This window comes from Pseudomonas sp. ADAK13, assembly GCF_012935715.1.
Taxonomy (GTDB): Bacteria; Pseudomonadota; Gammaproteobacteria; order Pseudomonadales; family Pseudomonadaceae; genus Aquipseudomonas.
Map to the genome: position 1 here is coordinate 692,906 of NZ_CP052860.1, position 12,578 is coordinate 705,483.

Genomic DNA, 12,578 nt, shown 5'->3' on the forward strand with positions numbered 1-12,578 from the left:
GTCGGGTGTATCGGCCACCGTGGCGGGTTATACTGCCGCGCCTTTTTAGCGTCGCGCCTGCACCACTTTGGCGTGCCTTGGAAAGGTGGCTTCAGCCGACCGATGCAACACTGACGCCACCTTTATTGAATGTTCCCTTATAGAGGAGCGCGACTCATGACCGTGATCAAGCAAGACGACCTGATTCAGAGCGTTGCCGACGCCCTGCAATTCATTTCCTACTACCATCCCGTTGACTTCATCCAGGCGATGCACGAAGCCTACCTGCGCGAAGAATCGCCAGCGGCCCGTGACTCCATGGCACAGATCCTGATCAACTCGCGCATGTGTGCCACCGGCCACCGCCCGATCTGCCAGGACACCGGGATTGTCACCGTATTCGTACGTGTAGGCATGGACGTGCGCTGGGATGGCGCCACCATGAGCCTGGACGACATGATCAACCAAGGCGTGCGCCAGGCTTACAACCTGCCGGAAAACGTCCTGCGGGCTTCGATCCTCGCCGACCCGGCCGGTGCGCGTAAAAACACCAAGGACAACACCCCTGCGGTGATCCACTACTCCATCGTCCCGGGTAACACCGTGGAAGTGGACGTGGCCGCCAAGGGCGGTGGTTCCGAGAACAAGTCGAAAATGGCCATGCTGAACCCGTCCGACTCGATCGTCGACTGGGTGCTCAAGACCGTTCCGACCATGGGCGCCGGCTGGTGCCCACCGGGCATGCTCGGCATCGGCATCGGCGGCACCGCCGAGAAAGCTGCGGTGATGGCCAAGGAAGTGTTGATGGAATCCATCGACATTCACGAGCTGAAGAAGCGCGGCCCGTCCAACCGTATCGAAGAGATGCGCCTGGAGCTGTTCGAGAAGGTCAACCAACTGGGCATCGGCGCCCAGGGCCTGGGTGGCCTGACCACCGTGCTCGACGTGAAGATCATGGACTACCCGACCCACGCTGCTTCGCTGCCGGTGTGCATGATCCCCAACTGCGCCGCCACCCGTCACGCGCACTTCGTGCTCGACGGTTCGGGCCCTGCGTCGCTGGAAGCGCCACCGCTGGACGCCTACCCGGAAATCGTCTGGGAAGCCGGCCCGTCGGCCCGTCGCGTCAACCTCGACACCCTGACCCCGGAAGACGTGCAGAGCTGGAAGCCGGGCGAAACCGTGTTGCTCAACGGCAAGATGCTCACCGGTCGCGACGCGGCGCACAAGCGCATGGTCGAGATGCTGAACAAGGGCGAAACCCTGCCGGTGGACCTCAAGGGTCGCTTCATCTACTACGTCGGCCCGGTTGATCCGGTGCGCGAAGAAGTGGTTGGGCCTGCCGGTCCGACCACCGCCACGCGGATGGACAAGTTCACCCGCCAGATCCTCGAGCAAACCGGCCTGTTGGGCATGATCGGCAAATCCGAGCGCGGCCCGACCGCCATCGAAGCGATCAAGGACCACAAGGCGGTTTACCTGATGGCCGTCGGCGGCGCGGCTTACCTGGTGGCCCAGGCCATCAAGAAATCCCGCGTGGTGGCATTCGCCGAACTGGGCATGGAAGCGATCTACGAGTTCGACGTGAAAGACATGCCGGTCACCGTTGCCGTTGATAGCAAGGGCGAGTCGGTACACATCACCGGTCCTGCCATCTGGCAGAAAAAGATCAGTGAAAGCCTGGCGGTAGAAGTGCAGTAAGCACGTCCCCTGCGGGATAAATGACCTTGTGGCGAGGGGGCTTGTCCCCCGTTGGGCTGCGCAGCGGCCCCGAAAAGAGCGGGAGTGCTGCGCACTCCAACGGGGGACAAGCCCCCTCGCCACAGGACAATCCCTCCCATCGCAACAAGCCATGCGCCTCATGCTATGGTGCTCGCCCCCAATTGCACTGTTCATCTTCGTATGATCGCGATTCCCCGCCCGTTGCGTTTGACCTTCTACTCCCTGCTGATCATTGCCGGTGCGATGCTGGCTGCCGCCCTGGCCACCCGCCACGCCGAACGCCTGGCCCTGGTGGACGACGCCGCCCGCGCCAATCAGCAGCTCATGCTTTATGGCAACTCCCTGCACACCCTGATCGAACGCTACCGCGCCCTGCCCGCCGTGCTGGCCCTCGACTCGGAAATGATCAGCGCCTTGAAAGGCCCGCTGGACGCCGCCACCCAGGATTTGCTCAACCGCAAACTGGAACGCATCAACGGTGCCGCCCAGTCTTCCACCCTGGAACTGATGGACCGCAACGGCCTGGCCGTGGCCGCCAGCAACTGGAACCTGCCCAGCAGTTACGTCGGGCACAACTATGCGTTTCGTCCCTACTTCAGCCAGACCCTGAGCCAGGGCACCGGGCGTTTTTATGCGGTGGGCGTGACCACCGGGATTCCCGGGTATTTCCTCTCCAGCGCGGTAGTGGGCGAGAACGAGCAGTTCCTCGGTGCCATGGTGGTCAAGCTGGAATTCCCGGAACTGGAGCGCGAGTGGGCACAGGGCAATGACCTGCTGCTGGTCAGCGATGCTCGAGGCATTGTGTTTATCGCCAACCAGCCGGGCTGGCGCTACCGCGCGTTGCGCCCGCTCTCAGACAGCGACCACGCCGAACTCAAGGCCACGCGCCAATACGACAAGAAACAGCTGCTGCCGCTGGACACCGAAGCCTTGCAACGCTTTGACGAAAACAGCCACCTGATGCGTGTCGACGGCCCCGACGGCAAGGCCAATTACATTTGGGAATCCCTGCCGCTGAAGGCCGAGGGCTGGACCTTGCACCTGCTGCGCAAGCCACAGGTTGCCTTTGAAGACCAACGCAACGCCGGCCTCGCCGCTGCCGGATCATGGCTGGCGCTGGTGTTCCTGGTGCTGTTCCTGACCCAGCGCTGGCGCCTGGCCCGCCTGCGTCAGCGCAGCCGCGAGGAACTTGAACAGTTGGTGGAAGAGCGCACCCGCGCCCTGCGTACGGCGCAGGATGGTTTGGTGCAATCCGCCAAGCTGGCAGCGCTGGGCCAGATGTCTGCCGCCCTCGCCCACGAAATCAACCAGCCGCTGACCGCCCAGCGCATGCAGTTGGCGACCCTGCGGCTGCTGCTGGACCACGGCCGGGTGGACGACGCCTACCAGGCCCTGACCCCGCTGGACGACATGCTCACCCGCATGGCCGCCCTCACCGGCCACCTCAAGACCTTCGCCCGCAAGAGCCCCAGCGGCCTGCGCGAACGCCTCGACCTGGCCACGGTGGTGGACCAGTCCCTGCATTTGCTCGACGCCCGCCTGCGGGACGAAGCCATCGGCACCGTGCTGGACCTGACCCGCCCGGCCTGGGTACGTGGCGACGCGATTCGCCTGGAACAGGTGCTGATCAACCTGCTGCGCAATGCCCTCGACGCCATGGCCGACAAGCCGCGCAAGCGCCTGGAAATCCGCCTGCACGCCGACCAGCAACTGTGGTGCTTGACCGTCAGCGACAGCGGTGGCGGAATTGCCGAAGAGCACCTCAACAGCGTGTTCGACCCGTTCTTCACCACCAAACCGGTGGGCGACGGGCTCGGCCTGGGGCTCGCCGTGTCGTACGCTATCGTCCACGAACTCGGCGGCCGCCTGAGCGCCGGCAACCAAGGTGACGGGGCGATCTTTACCCTGACCTTGCCCATCGCCCTGGAGACGCCAGACCTATGTTGAATGCGGTGATTGTGGTCGACGACGAAGCCAGTATCCGCACGGCCGTCGAGCAGTGGCTCAGCCTGTCGGGTTTTGACGTGCAGTTGTTCAGCCGGGCCGAGGAATGCCTGGCGCAATTGCCCAGGGATTTTCCCGGGGTGATCCTGAGCGACGTGCGCATGCCCGGCCTCAGCGGTCTGGAGTTGCTGGCCGAAGTGCAGCGGCGCGACGCCGACCTGCCGGTGATTCTGCTCACCGGCCACGGCGATGTGCCGATGGCCGTCGAGGCCATGCGCGATGGCGCCTACGACTTCCTCGAAAAACCCTTCAGTCCTGAAGCCCTGCTCAGCAGCCTGCGCCGGGCGCTCGACAAACGCGGGCTGGTGCTGGAGAACCGCCGCCTGCATCAACAGGCCGATCACCGGGCCCAACTGGAATCCAGCCTGCTGGGGGTGTCCCGGGGTTTGCAGAACCTGCGCCGGCAAGTGCTGGACCTGGCAGGTCTTCCGGTCAATGTGCTGATTCGCGGCGAAACCGGCAGCGGCAAGGAACTGGTCGCCCGTTGCCTGCATGATTTCGGCCCCCGTGCGAAGAAGCCGTTTGTGGCGCTGAACTGCGCAGCGATTCCCGAGCAGCTGTTTGAAGCCGAGCTGTTCGGCCATGAAAGTGGCGCGTTCACCGGCGCCCAGGGCAAGCGTATCGGCAAGCTGGAATACGCCGACGGCGGCACGCTGTTTCTCGATGAAATTGAAAGCATGCCCTTGGCCCAACAGGTGAAATTACTGCGGGTGTTGCAGGAGCAAAAACTGGAGCGGCTCGGCTCCAATCAAAGCATCAAGGTGGACTTGCGGATCATCGCCGCCACCAAGCCGGACCTGCTGGACGAAGCCCGCGCCGGGCGTTTTCGCGAGGATTTGGCCTATCGCCTGACCGTCGCGCAACTGCGCCTGCCGCCGCTGCGCGAGCGCCGGGAAGACATTCCGCTGCTGTTCGAGCACTTTGCACAAAGCGCCGCCGAACGCCTGGGCCGCAGCTTCGCCCCATTGAGCGGGCCTGCGCTGGGCCGCCTGCTCAGCCATGACTGGCCGGGTAACGTGCGGGAACTGGCCAACGTCGCTGAACGCCAGGTATTGGGGCTGGGTGAACCGGAGCCGGAAGGCATCGAAGCCGGGCAATCGTTGGCGGCGCAGCAGGAAGCGTTTGAAGCCCATTGCCTGAAAGCCGCATTGACCCGGCACAAAGGCGATATCAAGGCGGTGCTGGCCGAGCTGCAACTGCCCCGGCGCACCTTCAATGAAAAAATGCAGCGCCATGGCCTGGCGCGGGACACGTTCCTCTAAACCGGTTCTTGTATCGCCTGGTAGGGCGCCATCGCAGGCAAGCCAGCTCCCACCTTTTGATTTGTGAATACATTCAAAGGTGGGAGCTGGCTTGCCTGCGATGAGGCCCGCAGCCATAAGCGGATTTCCGCTCATCACCCTCCAATCATCAGCGACTTTCCGCTCAAAAAAATCTGCAAACCCTTCTAGACCGGGCCTTCACCTGTTTGGCACAGCTCCTGCTATAGCCCCGACCAGGCTGCGCTACCGCGCGCTCCACAAAAACAATTAGATGAAGGATCCTTAAATGGATAACTCCAACTCCCTGCCTCTGGGGTCGGCGGCTGCGCCGGCAAAAGAACGCACCACCTCCAGCCGTATCAGGTCGATCTTCAGCGGGTCGGTCGGCAACATGGTCGAGTGGTACGACTGGTACGTCTACGCGGCCTTCTCGCTGTACTTCGCCAAGACCTTTTTCCCGAAAGGCGACACCACCGCACAACTCTTGAACACCGCCGCGATCTTCGCCGTGGGCTTCCTGATGCGCCCGATCGGTGGCTGGCTGATGGGCCTGTACGCCGACAAGGTCGGGCGTAAAAAGGCCTTGATGGCGTCGGTATACCTGATGTGCTTCGGCTCATTGCTGATTGCCCTGAGCCCGGGCTATGAAGCCATCGGCATTGGCGCACCGATCCTGCTGGTGTTCGCGCGTTTGCTGCAAGGCCTGTCGGTCGGTGGCGAATACGGCACCTCCGCCACCTACCTCAGCGAGATGGCGACCAAGGAACGTCGTGGTTTCTACTCCAGCTTCCAGTACGTGACCCTGATCTCTGGCCAGCTCATCGCCCTGGCGGTATTGATCGTACTGCAACAATTGCTGACCACCGAGCAACTGTACGACTGGGGCTGGCGTATCCCGTTCGCCATCGGCGCGTTGTGTGCGGTAGTGGCGCTGTACCTGCGTCGCGGCATGGAAGAAACCGAGTCGTTCACCAAGAAAGAAAAGGCCAAGGAAAGCGCAATGCGCACCTTGATGCGCCACCCCAAGGAACTGATGACCGTGGTCGGCCTGACCATGGGCGGCACCCTGGCGTTCTACACCTACACCACCTACATGCAGAAATACCTGGTGAACACGGTCGGCATGAGCATCTCCGACTCAACCACCATTTCGGCGGCCACGCTGTTCCTGTTCATGTGCCTGCAACCCATCATCGGCGGGCTGTCGGACAAGGTTGGCCGCCGACCGATCCTGATCGCCTTCGGCGTCCTCGGCACGCTGTTCACCGTGCCTATCCTCACCACCCTGCACACCATCCAGACCTGGTGGGGCGCGTTCTTCCTGATCATGGCGGCGCTGATCATCGTCAGCGGCTACACCTCGATCAACGCGGTGGTAAAGGCTGAGCTGTTCCCGACCGAAATCCGTGCCCTGGGTGTTGGTCTGCCCTATGCGCTGACCGTGTCGATCTTCGGCGGCACCGCTGAATACATCGCGCTGTGGTTCAAGAGCATTGGCATGGAGACCGGCTACTACTGGTACGTCACCGCGTGTATCGCCGTGTCGCTGTTGGTGTACGTGACCATGAAGGACACCCGCAAGCATTCGCGGATCACCACGGACTAAGGGTTCGCCAGGTGTAAAAAAGGGGCCATGTCATTGACTGACATGGCCCCTTTTTCATTGGCTTCAGGACAGCTCGGCCACCGCCTGGCGCCCATACCGGCGCTGGGCATACGCCGCCCCGGCAATCATCACCACCAGCACCGCCACCAATACGGCCGACGAGCCGATGGTGCCAAAGTCCAACCCGCCCTTTTCATGGGGTTTGGTCAGGAAGTCACCCAGGGTTGCGCCGAACGGCCGCGTCAGCACAAACGCGACCCAGAACAGCAGCACCGACGAAATCCGCGTGAAGTATTTGAGCAACACCACCACCGCGATACTCGCGCCGATCAGCAAGGCCCCACCGGCAAACCCCAGCCCGGAATCATCCGCCAGGAAATCCCCCAGCGCCGTGCCCAGGGTGTTGGAAAACAGAATCGCCATCCAGTAGAACAGCTCGCCGCGAAAGGTCTGGACCTTGTTCACGTTCAACGAGTCGCCGCTGATACGCCACAGGGCAAAGATCGCCACCAGGATCGACACCAGAATCATCGAGCCCGTGGCATAACCCAGCCCCAGCGTGCGGTCCATGAAGTCGGACATGGTGGTGCCGGCAGTGCTGGTGGACAGGATCACGATCCAGTACAGCACCGGGTTATAGGTTTTCGACCAGAGTTGCGTCACCAGGGTGACCAGGAACACGCTGATCAGGATCATCGAGCTGATGGCGTAACCGACATTCAAGGTCATCGACAGCAAGTCCCCGGCGGTTTCGCCCAGGGTCGTGGCGCAGATTTTCATGACCCAGAACGCCAGGGTGATCTGAGGAAGTTTGTTCATTGTGCAGAAGGCTCCAAAGGCTCAGTCGTTCAAACGGTCGACTTATCGGGGGTGTCGACCTGGCGCGCAGACTGAACCGGGAGCTGTGAAAAATAGGTGGGGGCTGTATGAAAATTCCATATGGATGATAGAAATCCGCAGCATAGGATTGCACTATGATGCCCTCCCCGAACCGCGCAGCAGGAACCCCGGCCATGTCCGACGATATCCATTTCTACGAACCCGCCAACGGCCACGGCCTGCCCCATGACCCGTTCAATGCGATTGTCGGCCCGCGCCCGATTGGCTGGATCTCGTCCCACGACAGCCAGGGTCGCCTGAACCTGGCGCCCTACAGCTTCTTCAACGCCTTCAACTACATTCCGCCGATCATTGGGTTTTCCAGTGTCGGGCGCAAAGACAGCCTGAACAACATCGAACAGACCGGCGAATTCGTGTGGAACCTGGCCACCCGTCCGCTGGCCGAGCAGATGAACCAGAGTTGCGCGCCGGTATCACCCGAGGTCAACGAGTTTGAATTGGCCGGCTTGACGCCGGTGGCGTCGAAGGTGATCGCCGTGCCTCGCGTCGGAGAAAGCCCGGTGTCGTTCGAGTGCAAGGTGACGCAGATCATTCAGCTGCAGCGCGCCGACAAGGAACGGGTGCCCAGCTGGTTGGTGCTTGGCGAAGTGGTCGCGGTGCATATCGCCAAATGGCTGCTGAAAGACGGCGTGTACGACACCGCTGCCGCCGAGCCGATCCTGCGTGGCGGCGGCCCGGCGGATTATTTTCAGTTGGGGCCAGAGGCCTTGTTCAAGATGTACAGACCGAAAGCTTAGGAAACCGCTGCCCAGGTCAACTGGCCTTCCTCGTCGACATCGACCAGGCGCTCCAGTTGCCGGGCAGCCGCATCGTCGGCGTCATCAGCGGTCTTGAAGGTTTGTCCATCGAGGATCTTGTGAAAGCGCGGTGCGCCCATGCCATCCAGCGCCTTGACGGCGATGGCGGCGCTATAGCCACCCTCATCTTCACGCACCAAGGCGGAAACGGCTTCGTGGTGGGCAAACTCTTTACGTGCCATGTTGCAGGTCCTGGCCAATGGGAAAGGCGGCCATTCTAAAGCACTAACCCGCCAGTTGCAGGTACTCGCCATAGGCATTGACGGCCGACGCGTCGGTAAAGGTCTGGAAGTCCATGCTGCGAACCACCATGTCATTCAACAACTCGGTGAAGACCATCAGCGCTGGCGAGCTGAAGTAGGCACTCATCGCCTGCTCGCTGCTCCAGAAGCCCGACACCAACCACACATCCGGGTCAGCCTGGGAATGCTGCAACGAGAATTGCAGGCAACCCGGCGCCTGACGGCCCGGTTCAATCAAACTGCTCAAGCGTGCACCGAGTTCGGTGCTGTACCCGGTACGGGCACGGATAAAGGCCATATGGCTCGCGGGAATGGGGGTGGACATGTTCGACTCTCCCGTTGAGAAGTGATGCTCGGCAAGCACTGTGAGGGCGTGTTGCCACAGGATCAAAGATACTGGCGCAGGTGTGGATGCAGCTAGTCGATTCCTGCCGGCTTATTGCACAATCCTGCGAGATGCGTAGAGATAACAATCGGCCCGCGGGTTTTATTCCCGGCATGACTGCCGTATTTCAGGCGCATGACAGCCCCTGGCTTGCCTGATTCACGATTTATCGCAGGATCAGGCAAGGATTGTGCAGAATCGAAGTACCACTCTTTGCAAAGCCGCCTTTAAGCTGTGCCCATCGTCAAAGCACCAGAGGATGTCCCATGTCGTCGCCCGAACTTCGCTCCACGCCCCTCGACGCCGATATGGAAAAGCAGCGCGCAGAACTCGCCGGCATCGTGCGCCGGCATACCTGGGAGGATGGTTCCTACGGCACGGCGATCACGTCGCTGTACCTCAACCGCCACAACACCCCGCGCGACTTCATGCCGGTGCTGGTGGAGCCTGCGCTGTGCATCCTCGCCCAGGGCCGCAAGGAAGTGCGCCTGGCAGATGAAGTCTTCGCCTACGACCCGCTCAATTACCTGGTGTTCTCCGTATCGATGCCGGTGGCCGGGCGCATCCTCGACGCCACGCCGGAAGACCCCAACCTGTCGATTCGGGTCAACATCGACCCGGCGCAAATCACCGCGCTGATCGCCGAAGCCGGCCCAATGGGCGTGCCCACACGCCCGACCTCCCGCGGGATGTATGTCGACCGCCTGGACAACCAGTTGCTCGATGCCGTGCTGCGCCTGACGCGCTTGCTGGACACGCCGAAAGACATCGCGATGCTGGCGCCGTTGATCAATCGCGAAATTCTCTACCGCTTGTTGCGTGGCCCACAGGGTTATCGGCTGTATGAAATCGCCGTGGCCAATAGTCAGAGCCATCGGGTCAGCCAGGCGATCAGTTGGTTGAACGGCAACTACGAACAACCTCTTCGCATTGATGACCTGGCCAAGGAAGTGAACCTCAGCGTCTCGACCTTGCACCACCGCTTCAAGGCAATGACCGCCATGAGCCCGTTGCAGTATCAGAAGCAGTTGCGCTTGCAGGAAGCCCGGCGGTTGATGATCGCGGAAGGCCTGGAAGCCTCGGCGGCGGGTTATCGGGTGGGCTATGAAAGCGCCTCGCAATTCAGCCGCGAATACAGCCGGCTGTTTGGTGCGCCACCGTTGCGGGATCTGGCCAGGTTGCGCCAGAGCCTTTAACGCAGACCCTGCGGTGAGAAGTTTTTTGTGGCGAGGGGGCTTGTCCCCCGTTGGACTGCGCAGCAGTCCTGAAATCTGCAACAGTGATCTGCCTGAAAGACTGCGGTGATCGTGATGGGGCCGCTACGCAGCCCAACGGGGGACAAGCCCCCCTCGCCACAAAAGCAACTTCGCGCAACTAGTCGAGGCTGCGGGGCAACTGCAAGGTCACCCGCAATCCACCCTCACGCAGATTCTGCAAACTCACTTCTCCCCCGTGGCTGTGGGCAATGTTGCGGGCGATGCCCAGCCCCAACCCATACCCCTGCTGCTGCCCGGACAGGCGGAAGTGCGGTTCGAAGACTTGCTCCAGGCGCTGTTCCGGCACGCCCGGGCCTTCGTCGTCGACGTGAAGGATGAACTCCGCGCCATCGTCTTCAATGTGCAAATGGGCGTTCTGCCCGTACTTCAACGCGTTGTCGATCAGGTTGCCGATGCAGCGCTTGAGCGCCAGCGGCTTGCCCGGGTAAGTCGTCAGTGCCCGGCCATGCTGGGTCACGCGGCCATTGCCGTTGGGCGCCAGGTAAGGCTCCACCAGGCAGTCGAGCACGTGGTTGAGGTCTACCGGTTCGATGTTTTCGTGGATGTCGGTGTCTTTGACGCACTGCAGCGCGCCTTTGACCAGCAACTCCAGCTCGTCCAGGTCGCGACCGAATTTGGTTTGCAGGTTCTCGTCTTCCAGCAACTCCACCCGCAACCGCAGGCGCGTGATGGGGGTGCGCAGGTCGTGGGAAATCGCGCTGAACAACTGGCTGCGTTCGGTCAGGTAGCGGCTGATGCGTTCGCGCATGGCGTTGAAGGCGCGCCCCACTTCCACCACTTCGCTGCCACCACCTTCGGCCACCGGCTCCACGTCGGCACCCAGGGACATGTCCCGCGCGGCCCTTGCCAGGCGCTTGAGCGGCCGGCTTTGCCAGTGCACCAACAGGCCGATAAACAGCAGCAGGAAGCCGCTGGTGAGCACGATAAACCACACCTGCTGGTACGGCAGGCCTTGTTCCTCAAGGCTGGTGTAAGGCTCCGGCAGCAACGACGCGATGTACAGCCATTCGCCCTGGGCCAGTTGGATCTGGGTCACCAATACCGGCGGATTCACCGGCTCCAGGGTCAGTGCGTAATGCGCCCAGGAACGCGGCAGCTCATCGAGCTTCAAGCCGGCATTGAAAATACGCAGGTCTTCGGCGCTGACAAACTCCACCGAGACATGCACGTCGCTGCCCAGGGTCTGGCGCAACACTTCTTCAACGGCGCCGAGCACCGCCTGCTTGCGCGGGGTTTGCGGCAACACCGCCATGTCCAGCGGCTTGTCGTTGAGGGTGACGACAAAACGCGTACCGCCCATGCTGCGCAATTGGTCAAGCACCAAGGGCCGAAAAGCCACCGGCAAGGAACGGAAATAACTGACGCTGGCGGTCATCGAATGCGCCAGGCTACGGGCTGCCGTCACCAGGCCTTCGAGCTGGGTAGCGCGCAGTTGCGACACCCAGATCACGCTGGATAACGCCTGGGCAAACAGCACCGCCAACAGGGTCAGCAGTAACATCCGCCCCAGCAGCGAGCGCGGTACCGGGATCCGCCGGCGCAGCTCACGCAGGCGCTCAGTGGGCATTGCCGGCAACCACGCTGGCTGCCAATTGATAGCCACTGCCACGCACGGTGCGGATCAGCCGGGGTGGTTTTTCGGTGTCGCGCAGGCGTTGGCGCAATCGGCTGACGGCCATGTCGACAATTCGGTCAAGAGGCATCAGGTCACGGCCACGGGTGGCGTTGCCGATGGTGTCGCGGTCGAGAATTTGCTGAGGGTGGTCAAGGAACAGTTTCAACAGGGCAAAGTCGGCGCCGGAGAGAATCACTTCCTCGCCGTCTACGTGGAACAGCCGGTGGCTGACCATGTCCAGGCGCCACTCGCCAAACACCAGCACCTCGCCACCGCTGCGCTCCTGGCCAAACTGGGCGCGACGCAACAAGGCCTTGACCCGCGCCTGCAACTCACGGGGGCTGAAGGGTTTGCCGATGTAATCGTCGGCGCCCAGTTCCAGGCCGATCACGCGGTCGGCTTCGTCGGAACTGGCGGTAAGCATGATGATCGGCACCTGCGCCTGGCGCGGGTGCTGGCGGATCCAGCGGCAGAGGCTGAAGCCGTCTTCGTCCGGCAGCATCACGTCGAGGATCACCAGGTCGCACGGCGCTTCGTTCATCGCCTGGCGGAACCCCGCGCCATCCGGCACGCCACGCACCTGGAAACCGGCGCGGCTGAGGTAGGTTTGCAGCAACTCGCGGATTTCCTGGTCGTCGTCGACCAGGAGAATGGATTTACTGATTACGCTCACGGGGTCGTCCTTGTTGTTAGGGATGGGACGGGCTTAATAATTCGTTGTTCTGGAGGGCCTCATCGCAGGCAAGCCAGCTCCCACATGTGGAATGCATTTCCCTGTGGGAGCTGGCT

General features: G+C 62.0%; 11 protein-coding genes. 6 read left to right on the forward strand and 5 right to left on the reverse strand.

The features are described 5' to 3' along the window. The first annotated feature begins 156 nt into the window (after window positions 1–156). The 4 genes from HKK54_RS03345 (at window position 157) to HKK54_RS03360 (ending at window position 6,573) form a co-directional block, all read left to right on the forward strand. The gene (locus HKK54_RS03345; RefSeq protein ID WP_003214142.1) at window positions 157–1,680 is read left to right on the forward strand and encodes a fumarate hydratase; all 1,524 of its coding nucleotides are present in this window, start codon (window positions 157–159) and stop codon (window positions 1,678–1,680) included. A gap of 201 nt (window positions 1,681–1,881) precedes the next feature. Further along, complete coding sequence (locus HKK54_RS03350; RefSeq protein ID WP_169386147.1) at window positions 1,882–3,648, forward strand: ATP-binding protein; 1,767 nt, start codon at window positions 1,882–1,884, stop codon at window positions 3,646–3,648. Then, window positions 3,642–4,967 carry a sigma-54-dependent transcriptional regulator gene (locus tag HKK54_RS03355; RefSeq protein WP_169386148.1) on the forward strand — a complete coding sequence of 442 codons (1,326 nt, stop codon included), beginning with the start codon at window positions 3,642–3,644 and terminating at the stop codon, window positions 4,965–4,967. The genes HKK54_RS03350 and HKK54_RS03355 overlap by 7 nt, the downstream gene beginning before the upstream one ends. A gap of 286 nt (window positions 4,968–5,253) precedes the next feature. Next, a complete protein-coding gene (locus tag HKK54_RS03360) occupies window positions 5,254–6,573 on the forward strand; it encodes an MFS transporter (protein ID WP_010169987.1) in 1,320 nt (439 codons plus the stop codon). Between the two features lie 63 nt (window positions 6,574–6,636). On the opposite strand, the gene HKK54_RS03365 is transcribed toward HKK54_RS03360, so the two are convergent. Continuing rightward, window positions 6,637–7,392, reverse strand: coding sequence for a COG4705 family protein (locus HKK54_RS03365; protein ID WP_169386149.1), 756 nt, complete (start codon window positions 7,390–7,392; stop codon window positions 6,637–6,639). A gap of 194 nt (window positions 7,393–7,586) precedes the next feature. Between HKK54_RS03365 and HKK54_RS03370 the strand changes: the two genes are divergently transcribed. Then, on the forward strand, window positions 7,587–8,210 hold the full coding sequence (locus HKK54_RS03370) for a flavin reductase family protein (RefSeq protein WP_010169989.1): 624 nt from the start codon (window positions 7,587–7,589) through the stop codon (window positions 8,208–8,210). On the opposite strand, the gene HKK54_RS03375 is transcribed toward HKK54_RS03370, so the two are convergent. Together HKK54_RS03375 and HKK54_RS03380 are read right to left on the reverse strand one after the other, a co-directional pair. Continuing rightward, window positions 8,207–8,452, reverse strand: coding sequence for a hypothetical protein (locus HKK54_RS03375; RefSeq protein ID WP_169386150.1), 246 nt, complete (start codon window positions 8,450–8,452; stop codon window positions 8,207–8,209). The two genes, HKK54_RS03370 and HKK54_RS03375, sit on opposite strands and share 4 nt — an antisense overlap. Window positions 8,453–8,495: 43 nt before the next feature. After that, window positions 8,496–8,837, reverse strand: a complete 342-nt coding sequence (locus HKK54_RS03380) for an antibiotic biosynthesis monooxygenase family protein (RefSeq protein ID WP_010169991.1) — start codon at window positions 8,835–8,837, stop codon at window positions 8,496–8,498. A gap of 326 nt (window positions 8,838–9,163) precedes the next feature. Between HKK54_RS03380 and HKK54_RS03385 the strand changes: the two genes are divergently transcribed. After that, on the forward strand, window positions 9,164–10,093 hold the full coding sequence (locus tag HKK54_RS03385) for an AraC family transcriptional regulator (protein ID WP_010169992.1): 930 nt from the start codon (window positions 9,164–9,166) through the stop codon (window positions 10,091–10,093). A gap of 178 nt (window positions 10,094–10,271) precedes the next feature. Here HKK54_RS03385 and HKK54_RS03390 read toward each other — a convergent pair whose 3' ends face one another. Both HKK54_RS03390 and HKK54_RS03395 read right to left on the reverse strand, forming a co-directional pair. After that, the gene (locus HKK54_RS03390) at window positions 10,272–11,741 is read right to left on the reverse strand and encodes an ATP-binding protein (RefSeq protein ID WP_010169993.1); all 1,470 of its coding nucleotides are present in this window, start codon (window positions 11,739–11,741) and stop codon (window positions 10,272–10,274) included. Continuing rightward, on the reverse strand, window positions 11,731–12,462 hold the full coding sequence (locus HKK54_RS03395; protein WP_010169994.1) for a response regulator: 732 nt from the start codon (window positions 12,460–12,462) through the stop codon (window positions 11,731–11,733). Before HKK54_RS03395 ends, HKK54_RS03390 begins: the two co-directional genes overlap by 11 nt. Window positions 12,463–12,578: the final 116 nt, after the last annotated feature.

Excerpts from the sequence above, each read along its gene's own strand:
- HKK54_RS03355 (WP_169386148.1), top strand. The coding sequence starts at position 3,642 with ATGTTGAATGCGGTGATTGTGGTCGACGACGAAGCCAGTATCCGCACG.
- HKK54_RS03380 (WP_010169991.1), bottom strand. The coding sequence starts at position 8,837 with ATGTCCACCCCCATTCCCGCGAGCCATATGGCCTTTATCCGTGCCCGT.
- HKK54_RS03360 (WP_010169987.1), top strand. The coding sequence starts at position 5,254 with ATGGATAACTCCAACTCCCTGCCTCTGGGGTCGGCGGCTGCGCCGGCA.
- HKK54_RS03350 (WP_169386147.1), top strand. The coding sequence starts at position 1,882 with ATGATCGCGATTCCCCGCCCGTTGCGTTTGACCTTCTACTCCCTGCTG.
- HKK54_RS03370 (WP_010169989.1), top strand. The coding sequence starts at position 7,587 with ATGTCCGACGATATCCATTTCTACGAACCCGCCAACGGCCACGGCCTG.
- HKK54_RS03365 (WP_169386149.1), bottom strand. The coding sequence starts at position 7,392 with ATGAACAAACTTCCTCAGATCACCCTGGCGTTCTGGGTCATGAAAATC.
- HKK54_RS03345 (WP_003214142.1), top strand. The coding sequence starts at position 157 with ATGACCGTGATCAAGCAAGACGACCTGATTCAGAGCGTTGCCGACGCC.
- HKK54_RS03385 (WP_010169992.1), top strand. The coding sequence starts at position 9,164 with ATGTCGTCGCCCGAACTTCGCTCCACGCCCCTCGACGCCGATATGGAA.
- HKK54_RS03390 (WP_010169993.1), bottom strand. The coding sequence starts at position 11,741 with ATGCCCACTGAGCGCCTGCGTGAGCTGCGCCGGCGGATCCCGGTACCG.
- HKK54_RS03375 (WP_169386150.1), bottom strand. The coding sequence starts at position 8,452 with ATGGCACGTAAAGAGTTTGCCCACCACGAAGCCGTTTCCGCCTTGGTG.